Origin of the sequence: Pseudoalteromonas sp. S1608 (genome assembly GCF_005887265.1) — a bacterium.
In the GTDB taxonomy this organism is placed as follows: Bacteria; Pseudomonadota; Gammaproteobacteria; order Enterobacterales; family Alteromonadaceae; genus Pseudoalteromonas; species Pseudoalteromonas undina.
The window spans coordinates 63,585-78,773 of record NZ_PNDK01000011.1; the positions used below are offsets into that span (position 1 = coordinate 63,585).

Genomic DNA, 15,189 nt, shown 5'->3' on the forward strand with positions numbered 1-15,189 from the left:
GCTTTGAGTAGCAAGTGTGTATTAGTGATGTGTTATGCGCCTGGGCCACATTCCATACAATGGTTAATAATGTCTGGGCCAAATTTTAATTTAGCGTTTAAATCACGTAGTGCAGTGCGTAGGCCTTCTTCAATAACAGGGTGATAAAAAGGCATATCAAGCATTTGTGGTACAGTCATTTTGTTTTGTACAGCCCATGCTAATAAATGAGCAATGTGCTCTGCTTGAGGGCCAATAAATTCAGCACCTAAAAATAAGCCGGTGCCGTGCTCGGCATACACACGCATGTGGCCTTTGTTTTTTAGCATAACGCGGCTACGGCCTTGGTTTTCAAAGCTGACTTCGCCTATTTCAAAGCACTCACAGCTGCCTAATCGTTGGCTAATTTCTTTAAAGCTTTCACCAACCATGGCTATTTGTGGGTCGCTAAACACAGCGGCAATTTTAGCGCGGCGTAAACCCGCACGTACATGAGGGTAGCGGCCTGCGTTTTGCCCTGCGATTGTTCCTTGATCGGATGCTTCGTGAAGCAAAGGGATCATGTTACTAGCATCGCCAGCAATAAATATGTGGGAGTTGCCACATTGCATAGTGTGGGCATCAGCGAGTGGTACGCCACGTTCATCAAGCTCTATGCCGGTGTTTTCTAACCCTAGTTTATCGGTGTTAGGTACTCGCCCGGTTGCAGCCAGAACATAGTCAAACTGCTCGGTGTGTTTAACACCTTGTTTGTCGGTATAGGTTAGCTCTGCTTTATTACCTACTTGTTTCATATCTGAAACGTTTGAGTCGGTATCAACATAAAATTCTTCTGCGAATACGGTATTAGCGTAATCTTTAACTACTGGGTCGGTTAATGGGCCTATGGCACCACCTACACCAAAGAGTTTTACCTTTACCCCTAATCTATGCAACGCTTGGCCAATTTCAAGGCCTATAACGCCTGGGCCAAATACGGCTACTGATTCTGGTAAATCATCCCAGTCGAATACATCGTCATTAATAATCAGTCGGTCGCCAAAGTTATTAAATACGCCAGGGTAAGATGGGCGTGAACCTGTTGCTATTACAAAGCGTTTAGCAGTGATAATGGTGTGCTCATCTATTTGCACGCGGTTGGCGTCTAAAAACTGTGCATAGCCACGAATTTTATCTTCGCTAGGTATTTCATCTACGGCTTCTACTACGAATCCTGCAAAGCGATCGCGCTCACTTTTAACTCGTGCCATAACGGCTTTACCGTCAATAACCGGTTTTGAGCTGTGAACTCCAAAGGCAGGTGCCATTTCTATTGAGTGCGCGGCTTCTGCTGCAGCAATCAATAACTTACTTGGCATGCAACCAACACGTGCGCAGGTTGTACCGTATGGGCCTGATTCAATCATAAGTACGTTTTGAGTAAATTGTTTTGCATTACGGTAGGCACTTAAACCAGCAGTACCTGCACCTATAACAACAACGTCGGTTTGCAATTCTTTCATAGTGTTTTTCCTTTAATAAACAGGGGCGTTGCAGCCCCTGTTTTATTTACTTAATTAAGCAAAGTATTTTTCTAAATCGTCTGAGCCGCCAATGTGCTTACCGCCAATAAATACTTGTGGTACGGTTTCACGGCCCGATACCGCTTTAAGGCTGGTAAGTGATGCGCCAGCACCCATTACGATTTCTTCAAAAGCAAAGCCTTTAGCTGTAAGTAGCTCTTTTGCTTTTTTACAGAAAGGGCAGCCAGGCTTAGTAAATAGAGTAACCGCCTCTGGTTTTACTTGAGTTGGGTTGATGTAATCAAGCATAGTGTCGGCGTCTGATACTTCAAACGGGTCGCCTGGTAAATCTGGTTCGATGAACATCTTCTCTACTACGCCATCTTTAACCAGCATAGAGTATCTCCAGCTGCGCTTACCAAAACCTAAATCGTTTTTATCAACTAGCATACCCATGCCGTCAGTAAATTCGCCGTTACCATCTGGTAGTAAGGTAATGTTTTGCGCTTCTTGATGTTCAGCCCATGCGTTCATTACAAAGGTATCGTTTACTGATACACAAACAATGTCGTCAACGCCATTTTGTTTAAGTACACCAGCTAACTCGTTGTAGCGTGGTAGGTGAGTTGATGAACACGTTGGTGTAAATGCACCAGGTAGTGAAAACACAACGACTGTTTTGCCTTTAAAAATGTCATCAGTAGTTACTGATTTCCATTCGTCGTTTTGACGCGTTGCAAATGTAACGTTAGGGATTGTTTGACCTTCAATATTGTTTAACATGTTTTTAGTTCCTCTTGATTTGTTGATAGCCATTATGGCGAACAATTAAATATAGTTCCAATCGTTTGTTTGTATTAAACTGATAGGCATAAGCTATCAGGTTGAGTGTGAATATGAACTTAAAAGATTTAGAATATGTAAAAGCCGTTGCGCATTTTAAACATTTTCGTAAAGCAGCCGACGCTTGCTTTGTAAGCCAGCCCACCTTGAGTGGGCAAATTAAAAAGCTAGAACAAGAATTAGGGGTTATCTTATTTGACCGTTCAACTAAGCACGTTACCTTAACAACCCAAGGTGAACGTTTGTTGACACAAATCACTCTTATATTAGAACAAACTCAAATATTAAAAGAACTGGCTGCTACTTCTAACCAACCGTTACAGGGCAAGCTGAGTATTGGTATTATTCCTACTATTGCCCCGTATTTACTACCTACACTGCTTACATCAATGAAAGCGGCATTTACTCAAAGTCAGTTTTCGTTTATTGAAATGCAAACTTCTACCATTTTAGCTGCGCTAGACAGTGGCGAGGTGGATTTTGCAATTTTAGCGGATGTGCCTGAGCTAAAAAATTACCATACGATTAATGTATATAAAGAAGACTTTTTAGTTGCGGTATCTGCTGATAACGCTTTAGCTGTAAATAAAAAGGTAGCACTGCAAGATCTTCAAGATAGTAACCTATTAATGTTAAGTGATGGCCATTGCTTTAAAGATCAAGCCCAGCAGTTTTGTTTTTCGGCAGGAGTGGATGTTTCTAGCCAGTATCAAGGTAATAGCTTAGAAACCTTATTAGCGCTGGTGGCGATGGACGATGGGGTTACGTTTGTGCCAAAACTTGCTGCAATCCCCCGAGAGGGAATTCATTATTTGCCTATTTTTCCTAATCAGCAACGTAATATTGTATTGGCCTGTCGAAAGCACTACCCGCATTTATCTGGGGTTGAGCAGTTAGCAGATTGGTTAAGCGCTCACGATAATTTAAAAGTTAAGCTAACCCAAGCACTTTAGGGCGTTGCAACTTCCACAATATCGTTAATTTGTACGCCCGGTAAAGGCTGATCATTAATACTGACGGCAATGGCGCTATGCTGATATAGCTGCTCTACACGAATACGGTTCAAAGTGGTTATAGTATGCGGCATGGTGTTGCCTTGCGCGTCTGTTAAATAATTATGATGAGCAATACTCAGTTGTTGGCCTTTTTCTAAGCCATGTGCCTTTCCTAAGTTAATGACGAGTTTATTATTTTCCATGTGCAAAATTTTGCCTTGGGTGGGTAGGCACGCCATGGCTGCTTGCAAATCGTAACTTAGGGTTTGGTTTATCTCACTAATACTTTGACCAAAAGGTGACTGCCAAAAACGATTACTGTTTACATCAATAATAGCTGTTTTTTCAAATGGCCAGATAGCTTGGCTTTGATAGCTATTTTGCCATAATGGCTCGTAAGTGGTGCCATTAAATAAGCTAAACTCTATTTGGTAGTGGCGCTGATAGCTTTCATCTTGCCAAAACGCATAGTCGCTATTGAGTTTATCGCTGGTAGATAAACTGGTTATTTGACTTAACAGCACATATTGCGCGTTGCTGCGTGATGAAATTTCTTCTAACTGACTGTTAGAATAGTCATGCTGTTGATTAAAGTAGGTATCAACCTTTATAGCTTTATTGAAATAGGCAACCGGTATAGCACTCATTTTTGATTTTTGCAGTGACGTGTAGATGTTTTTGCTTACTGCTTTATTAATGTCAAATATTTGACCCATTCTAGCGTGTTCGCGATTTGTTAATTGACTTTGCGTCACAGCTATAAATTTATTGAAGTTGCTTTGCGGGCATTGCTCGGTTTGTGCAAAAATATCTAGGCGTAAGGTAATCGCAAATTCATCATTGCTGCGGTTTTCGCTAACGAGCTCTATTTTTTGAATTTCGCCTTGGCTACTTATTTTTAGCTGATCTTGGGTTAAAACACCATCAACAAGTGTTTGCACCGAGCTCACCCGCGCACCAGAGAATACAAGGGCTTGGGTAATCGCATCTTTTATTGCAGCGGCCTTTGCACCGGGAATGTCGCTATTTTGAATAACCGCATGGCCTGTAGACTCATACCACTGAGCGTGGGTAAAAGGTGAAAACGTTAATACAGCAGTGGTGCTTAATCCTGCCAATACTGCTTTTAAAAACGACTTCATACTCTTACTCCAATTAAACGTTAGCGTTAATGAATCTCAGCAAGTAATGTACCACTATTATTTGTTGTTACAGAATATAGGTATCACTGGCATTAAACGTGCATAACTGAGTTTAATTAGTTTTTAAAGGCCCTGTATGATGCGAGTAATGCCATTAATGATCACATTAGGCTGCTTAACGTTAAGCGGTTGTAGCAATATATTTGATAAGCACGTTGAATATAAATATGTTGAGCCAAATAATTACCCTGTATTAAAAGCAATAGGGTACGCGCCCATTAGTTTGCAGTCGGGAAGTAATGACACTCAAAAACAGCTTATGGCAATTAAAGCCTCAAAGCTAGAAGCATACCGCGAACTAACGGAACAAGTGTACGGGCAAAAAATTACCGCAGGTACAACGGTTGCAGGCTCGGTTGCCCAAGATGATTATTTACAAAGCAAAGTACAAGGTATTATTAAAGGCGCACAAATTATAAAAACCTATGCCGTTAATGATATGTATATAACCGAGCTTGAGCTTAATATGAAACGCGTGCACGACTTGTACATAGGTGAGATAAAACCACGGGAAGTGAAAAAAGTCACTTATTACTAAGCGACAAGTTATTACTAACCGACAAATTATTACTCATAAAAAAACGCCTAAACGAATAATCGTTTAGGCGTTTTTTTATGAGTATTCTTTAGGCTTTTAGGTTACGCACAATGCTGTTGTCAGTATTAACTACGCTACCGGCTTGATCGTAGGTCATAGACGAAGGTGCGCCAATTAAAATACCCTTTAATTGCTTTACACTTAACTGCGCCTGGTGCGCTGCATGAGCGTTAACTTCATTTTGTTTTTGACACTGCTCAAGCTTTTCTCGAGTTAGCTTTATTAAGTCAGCGTTTTCATCTGTTTGCTGATCATTACTGGCAATCAGTTTACTGAGTTCTTTATCTAGGGTGCTTATGCTGGTTAAAAAAGACATTTTTTGTTGGGCAATTTCTTTTAAACCTTCGCCTCTTCGTGAGGCAATAGCATCAAGTTCTTGAGTAAGAAGCTCACTCAAGGTTGTTAAACAATTTATTTGTTCGTTTAGTTTAATCGTAATTAAACTATTGTGATCAGCCATAAACATTAAACTCGAAGTCTGCTAAATTTTTGGCAAGTTTCTCACTGTCTATTTGATACTTGCCTTCGGTAATCGCTTTTTTAAGCTCAGCAACTTTGTTGCTGTCAAAACCAGAAGACTGCTCTGCTTTTTCTTGTAAAGATTTTAATTGCTTGGCCTGCGGTGTTAAGCTCACCGAATCGCTTGCAGCTTTAGGTGAAGGCGTTTGCGCAGCTTGTGTATTTGCATTATCTCTTTTTAAATCAACTTTTTGCTGTTGAGTGTTTGTTAAAACACCAGGCTGTTGATTTGATTTGTTTACTTGACCGACCATGATAAAAACCCGTTTATTACCCAACTGATGCCTTTATATCGGCATTTACTAAAGATACTTTAGCATAAATTTACATTAAATATTTACCTGCACAGACTCTACACCATCTACTCGCGCATTTAAAACTTTACCTGTTTTTTTGTTTTCAACTCGTACTTGTTCACCTAAGGTTCCATCCTCTAATGCAACACCCGTGGTTTTTACTCTTAACCCTTTAATATTGGCAAAAATATTGACAGAGTCGCCTTTGCAAACCATACAAATTTGATTGAGTAGTACAGGCATACCTTCACGAATATTACGTTTACTGCGGCTACCAATAAGTTGCGCAGGATCATCAAGATACTGAACACGTATAAAGTGCGCAGGGCGCATATCAATACTTAAATGGGATGGAGTAATCACTTCACCTCGTGCTAAATTGGTAGTAGCAACTACAACAGGTGCTGATTCAGTGATTCTCACATGAACGTATTGTGCCCAGTTGTCACTATCGTTACATTTTATTTGAATGGTGACCTGACGATTAAATGGGGGCTCACTTGGCGTTACTAGCTCTAGCTCAGAGTTACACTGGCGATCGGGTATGCGGGTATCTAGCGGTAACGCGCTAAACTGTATTTTGTTGTCATTTGTAGTTACTGCTTTTTGAGCAACATAAGATACAGCCATTTCCTGTAGTGATTCTTTACTAAATACTTGAGCCTTCAGTGGCAAAGTGAAGCAGAGGCTAGCAAGAAAATAAAAAACACTGTATCTTCTGGTTTTTTTTAACAAACTCATAATGTTTCGACTATGCTTATGGTTGCAAACAGGGTATAAATATTTTGCGTCAGAATTTAGACGCCCCCGTTGTGTTATGACGCTTTATTAATTGAAAGCAATTATCGTTCCTTATATTTGTTTTCTTAGGAGATTTAAATGGCCGGTATTTTAGACTCAGTAAACCAACGTACTCAGTTGGTTGGGCAAAACCGCTTAGAGTTATTGTTATTTAAGCTTAACGGACGTCAGCGCTTTGGCATTAATGTGTTTAAGGTAAGAGAAGTTCTTCAATGCCCGCCATTAACCAGCATGCCAAAATCTAACGCTTACATTCGTGGTGTAGCACATATCCGTGGCCAAACAATCTCGGTAATTGACTTATCAATGGCAGTAGGTGGTCGTCCTATTAAAAGCATCGAAGATGGCTTTATTATTATTGCAGAATATAACCGTACAGTGCAGGGCTTTTTAGTTGGTGGTGTTGAGCGGATTGTTAATATGAACTGGGAAAAAATAATGCCACCGCCATCAGGAGCGGGCCGCTATTCTTATTTAACTGCCGTGACTGAAATTGAAAATGAGCTGGTTGAAATACTCGACGTAGAAAAGATCCTAAACGAAATTTGTCCTGTCAATACTACCGTGAGTGATGATGTTGCCTCGCAAGGTAATATACAAAAAGACTTAGGCGAAAGAATTGTATTTATTGCCGATGATTCGGCCGTGGCACGAAATCAGGTTAAACGAGCGTTAGAACCTTTAGGTGTAACTACTGAACTTGCTAAAAATGGTAAAGAAGCTTTAATAAGACTAAAAGAAATTGCAGAGCTTGATTGTGTTAACGATATTACAGAGCGAGTAGGGTTACTTATTTCAGATGTAGAAATGCCAGAAATGGATGGTTATACGCTCACTGCAGAAATTAAAGCAGATCCCAAACTTGCACCATTGCATGTGATTTTACACACATCGTTAAGTGGTGTGTTCAACCAAGCAATGATTGAAAAAGTAGGGGCTGACGATTTTATTGCAAAATTTAATCCAGACGAGCTTGCTACAGCCGTTAATAAGTGGGTTCATTGTGATTAATAAACATAGGTGTTATTGATTTGACTAATAAAGATTTGCAGCAAACAGAATACGATCAATTTCGCTTATTTTTAGAACAACAGTGCGGTATTGTTTTAGGTGAAAATAAGCAGTATTTGGTTAAAAGTCGCTTGGCACCATTAATGTCTCGATTTAATGTTGAATCGTTATCTGAACTGGTTAGCAAAACACTTGGCGTGCATGAGCGTCAATTGCGCGCTGCTGTTGTTGATGCCATGACAACCAACGAAACATTGTGGTTTAGAGATCAATACCCATTTGAGTTGCTCAAAACCAGATTATTCCCTGAATTTAAAGCGTTAAATAGGCCATTAAAAATATGGTCTGCTGCGAGCTCTTCAGGGCAAGAACCTTATTCAATTGCTATGTCGGTTGCTGAGTTTCAATCAAGTAGTCCTGGTGTTTTAAAAATGGGTGCACAAATAGTGGGTACTGACATCTCAAATACCATGCTGGATATGTGTAAACACGCTGAATATGATGCATTGGCACTGGCTCGCGGGCTATCTGCTGAGCGTCGTAAGAAGTTTTTTAAAGATAGCGGCAATGGTATGGCACAAGTGGTTGACTCATTGAAAAAGCAAGTGAGCTTTAGGCATTTAAATTTACTCGACTCGTACGCTTTGATGGGTAAATTCGATATTATATTTTGCCGTAATGTTTTAATTTATTTTTCACCTGAGGTGAAAGCCAAAATAATTGCACAATTTTCTCAAGCACTTAACCCTAAGGGGTATTTATTTTTAGGTGCGTCGGAATCTATGTCTGGTTTGAGTACCGAATTTGATATGGTGCGTTGTAACCCCGGGATTATTTATCAAAAAAAATAACTACCGTTTACACACCCCCCTCCTAAAAACGGCGCTATAGCGTCGTTTTTTGTTTTTATCGTCACTATTTTCATTGCTGGCTTACTTATTGCTTTATTGGTACTAAGTCAATTTTTTGGAGATAGTTATGGCTATCAGTTTTGATAAAGCATTAGGCGTGCATCCGCATGCGATGTTGATCCGTTCGCAAAGAGCAGAAATGCTCGCTACTAATATCGCAAATGCTGATACGCCCGGCTATAAAGCAAAAGATATCGACTTTGCCTCAGCATTAAAAACGGCAAAGTCTAACCAACTAAGCGGCAATACGATGGTAAGAACCAACGAAAAACACATTGCCGGTGGTACCCGTAGTGTAGGTGGAAATGAACTATTTCGTACGCCAAATCAAACAGATACAGGTGATGGTAACTCTGTTGATATACAAGTGGAACGGAACTTGTATACACAGAATGCTATGGAGTATCAGGCCAGTGTCCAGTTTCTTAATGGTAAATTTAAAGGCCTGAAAAAAGCCCTCGGTAGTCAAGGAGCCTAATTATGAGTTTATATAATGTGTTTGATATTGCAGGTTCGGGTATGAGCGCGCAAAACGTGCGATTAAATACCACGGCAAGTAATATCTCTAATGCCAATACAATTAGTTCCTCACAAAATGAAACGTACCGAGCGCGACAACCTGTATTTGCTGCGGAGCTAACAAAAGCGTCAGCATCAGCAAGCAACCCACAGGGCTCTGCCGTTGGTGTAAAAGTGTTAGGAGTGGTTGAGAGTGATAAACCACTACAAATTGAATATAACCCAAACCACCCGAGTGCGGATGAAAATGGTTACATTTATAAACCCAACGTGAATGTTGTTGAGGAGATGGCAAATATGATTTCTGCATCTCGCTCTTATCAGACAAATGTTCAAGTTGCTGATGCAGCTAAGCAAATGTTAAGTAAAACACTGCTGTTAGGTCAGCGGTAACTGAGGGTAGCTCATGAGTAACGATATTAGTACTTCTTCATCCTACATGGACTCTTTACGTTGGCAAGATAAGCAAGTGCCACAAAAAGAGGATAGTGATGCGTTAACCCAAGAAGATTTCTTTTCGTTGTTAACACAGCAGTTGTCATATCAAGATCCCAGCAAACCAGCTGATAACGATCAGATGATTGCACAGATGACAAGCTTTACCATGGCTGAAGGAATATCAAATTTGAACTCTAACTTTGATTCCTTAGCTGCGTCGATGACATCAAATTCGGCATTGCAAGCATCAACACTGGTAGGCAAACAAGCTTTGTTGGAGTCGGATACACTGGAGCTTAATGAGTCGGGTGAATCAAGAGGTTCTGTTGTAGCTGAAAAGCCAGTCGATAGTTTAATGATCCGCATTGAAGATGCATCTGGGCAGTTGGTTAAAACTATAGATTTAGGCACTCAGCCTGCAGGAGCCATCCGTTTTGCATGGGATGGTAAAAATGAAGCGGGTGAACGGCTACCACCTGGCGAATACAACATTAAAGCAGAAGGTAGTACAAATGGGGAATTTTCAAGCCTCCCATTAGCTACATTCAAAAATATTGAAAGTGTTAATATTAACGGCTCAAGCGGCATTATTATTAATACTAAAGAAGGTGCGGTTAGGCTGACTGATGTCGCAGAAATCGCGTAATAGATTTTATGTATTTTTTTAGCCATCAGGCTAAATATTTTTAGGTTAGAGGTTAATTATGAGCTTCAATATTGCATTAACAGGCCTTGCTGCCGCACAAAAAGATTTGGATGTTACCGCCAATAACATTGCCAACGTAAATACCACGGGTTTTAAAGAGTCTCGTGCTGAATTTGCTGATGTATACGCATCATCAGTATTCAGTGCCGGCAAAACGAAAAATGGTGATGGTGTGCAAACGACCATCGTTGCCCAGCAGTTTCATCAAGGGTCGCTGCAGTTTACTAATAACTCACTGGATTTAGCGATCACGGGTGAAGGTTACTTTGCAACTACTCAAAGTCTGGATTCACAAGACCAAACTTTTACACGTGCTGGAGCATTTAAGCTTAATAAAGACAATTTCGTTGTTGATGCCAAAGGTAATTTTTTACAGAGCTTCCCTGTTGATGAGGTTACCGGAGATACAACCTCAGTAAGTCTTAGTACTTCATCTGCATTACAAATACCAGACTCTTCTGGTTCACCACGCTCTACAAGTAACGTATATACTTCTTTCAACCTTGACTCACGTAAAGATGTTGTGGCAGTACCGTTTGATGCAACAGACAGCAGCACATATACTGCATCTACATCGACTACAACTTATGACTCTTTAGGTGAGCCACATGTTTTACAATTCTTTTTTGTAAAAACAGCGCCTAATGAATGGCAGGTACATGGCACGCTAGATAAACAACCGTTTGATGCTACTGGTGCTGCAACGGCAACACCAAGCCCTCTAAGTACCTTTGGGTTTGATGCAAGTGGTTTGCCTGCAACTACCGATGGCGTTCCAAATGTCGGTCCAACCTTTACTGATGTTAATTTAACCGGGGCTAATTTAAGTGGCCTATTAAGTAATGGTGCTCAGTTTAGTGATATAGCTATTAACTGGCGCGACGAAGCGAATACATCAAATAAAGTTCCAAGCCAGTTTGCGAGTCGCTTTGAAGTAAAAGCACTAGAGCAAGATGGTGCGACAGTAGGTCGCTTAGCGGGTATTGATATTGGTACTGATGGAAAAGTTGTAGCGTCGTACAGTAATGGTGACTCAACTTATTTAGGTCAAGTAGCCATGGTTAGGTTTGCAAACTCACAAGGTTTACAACAGGTGGGTGATACTTCATGGAAAAAAAGTTTAACCTCAGGTGAGCCGATTGCGGGTGAGCCGGGAACAGGGACTTTAGGCAAAATCAATTCTTCAGCGCTCGAGCAATCAAATACAAACTTAACCACAGAGCTGGTTGATTTGATTAGTGCGCAGCGTAACTTCCAAGCAAACTCTCGTGCGCTTGAAGTGAATTCAACGCTGCAACAAAATATCTTACAGATCCGATAACCATATTTTGATTTATAAAGGCTGCTTAATGCAGCCTTTTTTATTCCTCTCTTAAAATCTTATTCATGCTTTAATTTAATTTGGCACTTATATTGCATTTACTCATATATAGATTTCTTAATGAGTCGATGTTATGGATAAAATGGTCTACATAGCCGCATCTGGCGCTAAACAAAGCATGCAAGGGCTTGCTCTTAAAGCCAATAATTTGGCAAATGCAAACACCACTGGGTTTAAATCTGATTTTGCGCAAGCGCGCTCAATGCAGGCTTTCGGTGAAGGTTTGCCGACTCGTGTTTTTGCTATGCAAGAGCGCCCAGGATCAAACATGACATCGGGCGGTGTTGTCGAAACAGGTCGCAGTCTTGATATTGCTATGAGTGATAATGCATGGCTGAGTGTTCAGGATGCCTCTGGTAATGAAGCCTATACAAAAGTGGGTTCGTTAAATATAACGGCTGAAGGTATGTTAACTACCAGCGATGGTCGTCAAGTTATTGGCGAAGGCGGGCCTGTCATATTACCTGTACCGATTGAAAAAATTGAATTTAGCAAAGATGGCACTATTCAAGTTCGCCCTCAAGGTGCACCGGCTAACTTTTTAGAAGAAGTTGATCGGCTAAAAGTGGTTGATGCAAACAACGCCACGCTCGAGAAGGGTAGCGATGGTTTATTTAGAGCTAAACCAGGCGAAATAGTTGAAACATCAGCCAATGTACAAGTATTAGGTGGCACATTAGAAAAGTCGAATGTAAATCCTGTGCATGAAATGGTCGATATGATCAGTCACCAACGCCAATTTGAATTACAAGTAAAACTGATGAAAACAGCTGAAGAGATTGACGAACGTCAAGAGCAGCTAATGCGCATCGTTTAACTTCAACGTGAGGATATTATTATGAATCCAGCATTATGGATAAGTAAAACAGGGCTTGACGCTCAACAAACTGATATATCGGTTATATCAAATAACTTAGCGAACGCCAGTACAGTGGGTTACAAAAAAAGCCGCGCTATTTTCGAAGATTTACTCTACCAAAATATTAATCAACCAGGCGGTCGCTCATCGCAAGACACCGAAATGCCGTCAGGCTTAATGCTTGGTGCGGGTACTAAGGTGGTGGCTAACCAAAAAAACTTTTCTCAAGGTAATATGCTCACCACTGAAAATTCATTAGATTGGATGATTTCTGGTCCTGGGTTTTTCGAAGTATTACAGCCAGATGGCAATATTGCATATTCGCGAAACGGCCAATTTACTACTGACGGCGACGGGCGTGTTGTGACCTCGGGTGCTGGTTATGTTGTTCAGCCTGAAATGAATGTACCTGACGATGCACAGTCGATCACCGTATCTCAAGATGGTGAAGTGTCAGTTCGCGTAAAAGGTCAGGCCGAAAACGTGGTTATTGGTCAGATCACGATTAGTGATTTTATTAATCCGTCTGGCCTTGAGCCTATAGGGCAAAACCTATATACCGAAACCGCGGTAAGTGGTGCGCCTGTTCAAGGTAATCCGGGTGTTGAAGGTTTAGGTACGATTATTCAAGGTTCACTTGAAACATCAAATGTAAATGTGACCGAAGAGTTAGTTAATTTGATTGAAACGCAGCGCGTTTATGAGATGAACTCAAAAGTTATCTCAGCCGTTGATGAAATGATGAGTTATATCAATCAACAGTTATAGTTTTGGGGGATTGTATGCGTAATATTATGTTATTTACAGTAGGAACTTTACTATTAAGTGGTTGTGTAGCTACACAAAATAATGAGGTAGTACAAGACGATCCCTATTATGCACCTATGTATCCAGAGCCTAATATGGAGCCAGTAGTCGCAACCGGCTCTTTGTTCAGTACTCAATTATCGAATGATCTTTATGCCGATAAAAAAGCACTGCGAACAGGCGATATCATTACTGTTAAATTACAAGAGTCGACCCAAGCGACTAAAGCCGCTAAAACTGAAACAGATAAAGAAACCGATGCCAGCCTCGACCCTGTTATTGGCTTAGGTGGTTTACCGGTAAATATTGGTGGCGATAGTATTCAATTTGGTATTGGCAGTGATTCCTCATTTAAAGGTGACTCAAAATCAAATCAATCAAACAGCTTAGTTGGCGATATTTCGGTTAACGTGATGCGAGTACTACCAAATGGTAATTTAGTGATTCGCGGTGAAAAATGGCTAACGTTAAACACCGGTGAAGAATTTATTCGCCTAGAAGGGTTAGTGCGTCCGCAAGATGTCAATGCCGATAATACTGTTGAGTCTAATCGAATTGCGAATGCACGTATTCAGTATTCAGGTAAGGGTCAAACTCAAGAGGCACAAAGCCCGGGTTGGTTAACGCGTTTCTTTAGCAGCTCATTGTTTCCCTTTTAGAGGACATTCGACATGAATGGTTTTAAAGTTTTTTGTTTTATGGTGCTACTAGGCTGGCAATTTACTGCCAGTGCTGAGCGAATTAAAGATGTGTCTATGGTCGAAGGGGTGCGCTCAAACCAATTAGTGGGCTATGGCTTAGTTGTTGGTTTACCTGGTACCGGTGAGCAAAGCCGTTTTACCGAACAAAGCTTCAAAGGCATGCTCAATAGTTTTGGTATTACGTTACCTGCTAGTTTAAAGCCAAAAATTAAAAATGTTGCAGCGGTTGCTGTTCATGCTGAACTTCCCCCATTTAGAAAGCCAGGGCAGACTATTGATATAACCGTATCATCGATTGGCAGTGCAGGCAGCTTGCGCGGTGGCACATTACTGCAAACATTCTTAAAAGGGGTTGATGGTAATGTTTACGCCATCGCTCAAGGCAGTTTAATTGTAGGTGGCCTAGGTGCTGAGGGGCTTGATGGCAGTCGCGTTGTGATTAATACGCCAACGGTAGGACGCGTGCCAAATGGTGCAACCGTTGAGCGTGCTGTTAAAAGCCCATTTATGCAAAATGATTATATTACTTTTAATTTAAACCGCCCTGATTTTACTACTGCTAAACGTTTAGAGAAAACCATTAATGATTTAATTGGTCCAAATAGCGCTCAAGCACTCGATGCGGCTTCTATTCGCGTTATTGCACCGCGTGATGCCTCGCAGCGCGTATCGTACTTATCAACCCTTGAAAACTTAGAATTTAAGCCGGCAGATACTTCGGCAAAAATAATTGTTAATTCGCGTACTGGCACCATTGTTATTGGCAAAAATGTAAAATTACAACCTGCGGCAATTACCCACGGTGGTTTAACAGTAACGATTGCGGAACAACAAAATGTAGCGCAGCCAAATCCTTTAGCAGAGGGTGAAACCGTGGTTACTCAGCAAAGTATTATTGATGTTAATCAAGATGATTCACGCGCTTTTGTATTTGACCCTGGTGTAAGTCTTGATGACTTAGTACGTGCTATTAATGAAGTAGGAGCTGCCCCGGGTGATTTAATGGCTATTCTTGAAGCACTTAAAGAAGCCGGTGCAATTAACGGTCAGCTTGTTGTAATTTAGTTTTATAAGACTCTAAGCCCTAGGGCCTAGGGTCTTTAACCCTTAACCCTTAACCC

Annotated in this window: 18 protein-coding genes; 12 read left to right on the forward strand and 6 right to left on the reverse strand. The window is 40.9% G+C overall.

The window, feature by feature from the left end; all coding sequences use genetic code 11:
• Positions 1-32 precede the first annotated feature (32 nt).
• Positions 33-1,481 carry a dihydrolipoyl dehydrogenase gene (locus CWB75_RS04995; protein WP_010387847.1) on the reverse strand — a complete coding sequence of 483 codons (1,449 nt, stop codon included), beginning with the start codon at positions 1,479-1,481 and terminating at the stop codon, positions 33-35.
• Positions 1,482-1,535: 54 nt separating this feature from the next.
• Positions 1,536-2,264, reverse strand: coding sequence for a glutathione peroxidase (locus CWB75_RS05000; RefSeq protein WP_008466566.1), 729 nt, complete (start codon positions 2,262-2,264; stop codon positions 1,536-1,538).
• A 113-nt stretch (positions 2,265-2,377) separates the two neighbouring features.
• Between CWB75_RS05000 and CWB75_RS05005 the strand changes: the two genes are divergently transcribed.
• Positions 2,378-3,277, forward strand: coding sequence for a LysR substrate-binding domain-containing protein (locus tag CWB75_RS05005; RefSeq protein WP_138570050.1), 900 nt, complete (start codon positions 2,378-2,380; stop codon positions 3,275-3,277).
• Here the strand turns inward: CWB75_RS05005 and CWB75_RS05010 are convergent.
• On the reverse strand, positions 3,274-4,461 hold the full coding sequence (locus CWB75_RS05010) for a flagellar assembly protein T N-terminal domain-containing protein (RefSeq protein WP_138570051.1): 1,188 nt from the start codon (positions 4,459-4,461) through the stop codon (positions 3,274-3,276). The two genes, CWB75_RS05005 and CWB75_RS05010, sit on opposite strands and share 4 nt — an antisense overlap.
• A gap of 139 nt (positions 4,462-4,600) precedes the next feature.
• Between CWB75_RS05010 and CWB75_RS05015 the strand changes: the two genes are divergently transcribed.
• Positions 4,601-5,059, forward strand: a complete 459-nt coding sequence (locus CWB75_RS05015; RefSeq protein ID WP_010387855.1) for an LPP20 family lipoprotein — start codon at positions 4,601-4,603, stop codon at positions 5,057-5,059.
• A gap of 88 nt (positions 5,060-5,147) precedes the next feature.
• Here the strand turns inward: CWB75_RS05015 and flgN are convergent, their stop codons facing one another.
• The 3 genes from flgN to flgA form a co-directional block, all read right to left on the reverse strand.
• Positions 5,148-5,579 carry a flagellar export chaperone FlgN gene (flgN, locus tag CWB75_RS05020; protein ID WP_033104122.1) on the reverse strand — a complete coding sequence of 144 codons (432 nt, stop codon included), beginning with the start codon at positions 5,577-5,579 and terminating at the stop codon, positions 5,148-5,150.
• Positions 5,572-5,892 carry a flagellar biosynthesis anti-sigma factor FlgM gene (gene flgM / locus CWB75_RS05025; protein ID WP_010387860.1) on the reverse strand — a complete coding sequence of 107 codons (321 nt, stop codon included), beginning with the start codon at positions 5,890-5,892 and terminating at the stop codon, positions 5,572-5,574. Before flgM ends, flgN begins: the two co-directional genes overlap by 8 nt.
• A gap of 75 nt (positions 5,893-5,967) precedes the next feature.
• On the reverse strand, positions 5,968-6,675 hold the full coding sequence (gene flgA / locus CWB75_RS05030) for a flagellar basal body P-ring formation chaperone FlgA (RefSeq protein ID WP_075169689.1): 708 nt from the start codon (positions 6,673-6,675) through the stop codon (positions 5,968-5,970).
• Positions 6,676-6,813: 138 nt separating this feature from the next.
• Between flgA and CWB75_RS05035 the strand changes: the two genes are divergently transcribed.
• The 10 genes from CWB75_RS05035 to CWB75_RS05080 all read left to right on the forward strand — a co-directional run bounded on the left by CWB75_RS05035 (position 6,814) and on the right by CWB75_RS05080 (position 15,133).
• On the forward strand, positions 6,814-7,746 hold the full coding sequence (locus CWB75_RS05035) for a chemotaxis protein (RefSeq protein WP_010387865.1): 933 nt from the start codon (positions 6,814-6,816) through the stop codon (positions 7,744-7,746).
• 20 nt (positions 7,747-7,766) lie between these two features.
• On the forward strand, positions 7,767-8,597 hold the full coding sequence (locus tag CWB75_RS05040) for a CheR family methyltransferase (RefSeq protein ID WP_054201737.1): 831 nt from the start codon (positions 7,767-7,769) through the stop codon (positions 8,595-8,597).
• A gap of 127 nt (positions 8,598-8,724) precedes the next feature.
• Entirely contained in the window at positions 8,725-9,135 is a 411-nt protein-coding gene (gene flgB, locus CWB75_RS05045; protein ID WP_010387869.1) for a flagellar basal body rod protein FlgB, read from the forward strand.
• A gap of 2 nt (positions 9,136-9,137) precedes the next feature.
• The gene (gene flgC, locus CWB75_RS05050; protein ID WP_008113068.1) at positions 9,138-9,569 is read left to right on the forward strand and encodes a flagellar basal body rod protein FlgC; all 432 of its coding nucleotides are present in this window, start codon (positions 9,138-9,140) and stop codon (positions 9,567-9,569) included.
• Between the two features lie 13 nt (positions 9,570-9,582).
• A complete protein-coding gene (locus CWB75_RS05055; protein WP_138570052.1) occupies positions 9,583-10,260 on the forward strand; it encodes a flagellar hook assembly protein FlgD in 678 nt (225 codons plus the stop codon).
• 58 nt (positions 10,261-10,318) lie between these two features.
• Complete coding sequence (flgE, locus tag CWB75_RS05060; protein WP_138570053.1) at positions 10,319-11,641, forward strand: flagellar hook protein FlgE; 1,323 nt, start codon at positions 10,319-10,321, stop codon at positions 11,639-11,641.
• Between the two features lie 133 nt (positions 11,642-11,774).
• On the forward strand, positions 11,775-12,518 hold the full coding sequence (locus CWB75_RS05065) for a flagellar basal body rod protein FlgF (protein WP_138570054.1): 744 nt from the start codon (positions 11,775-11,777) through the stop codon (positions 12,516-12,518).
• A gap of 21 nt (positions 12,519-12,539) precedes the next feature.
• Positions 12,540-13,328 carry a flagellar basal-body rod protein FlgG gene (gene flgG, locus CWB75_RS05070; protein ID WP_010387879.1) on the forward strand — a complete coding sequence of 263 codons (789 nt, stop codon included), beginning with the start codon at positions 12,540-12,542 and terminating at the stop codon, positions 13,326-13,328.
• A 14-nt stretch (positions 13,329-13,342) separates the two neighbouring features.
• Positions 13,343-14,026 (forward strand): flagellar basal body L-ring protein FlgH, encoded by a 684-nt coding sequence (flgH, locus tag CWB75_RS05075; RefSeq protein WP_010387881.1) that lies wholly within the window; start codon positions 13,343-13,345, stop codon positions 14,024-14,026.
• Between the two features lie 12 nt (positions 14,027-14,038).
• Positions 14,039-15,133: a flagellar basal body P-ring protein FlgI gene (locus CWB75_RS05080; protein WP_008113075.1), complete on the forward strand. Its 1,095-nt coding sequence runs from the start codon at positions 14,039-14,041 to the stop codon at positions 15,131-15,133.
• Positions 15,134-15,189 lie beyond the last annotated feature (56 nt).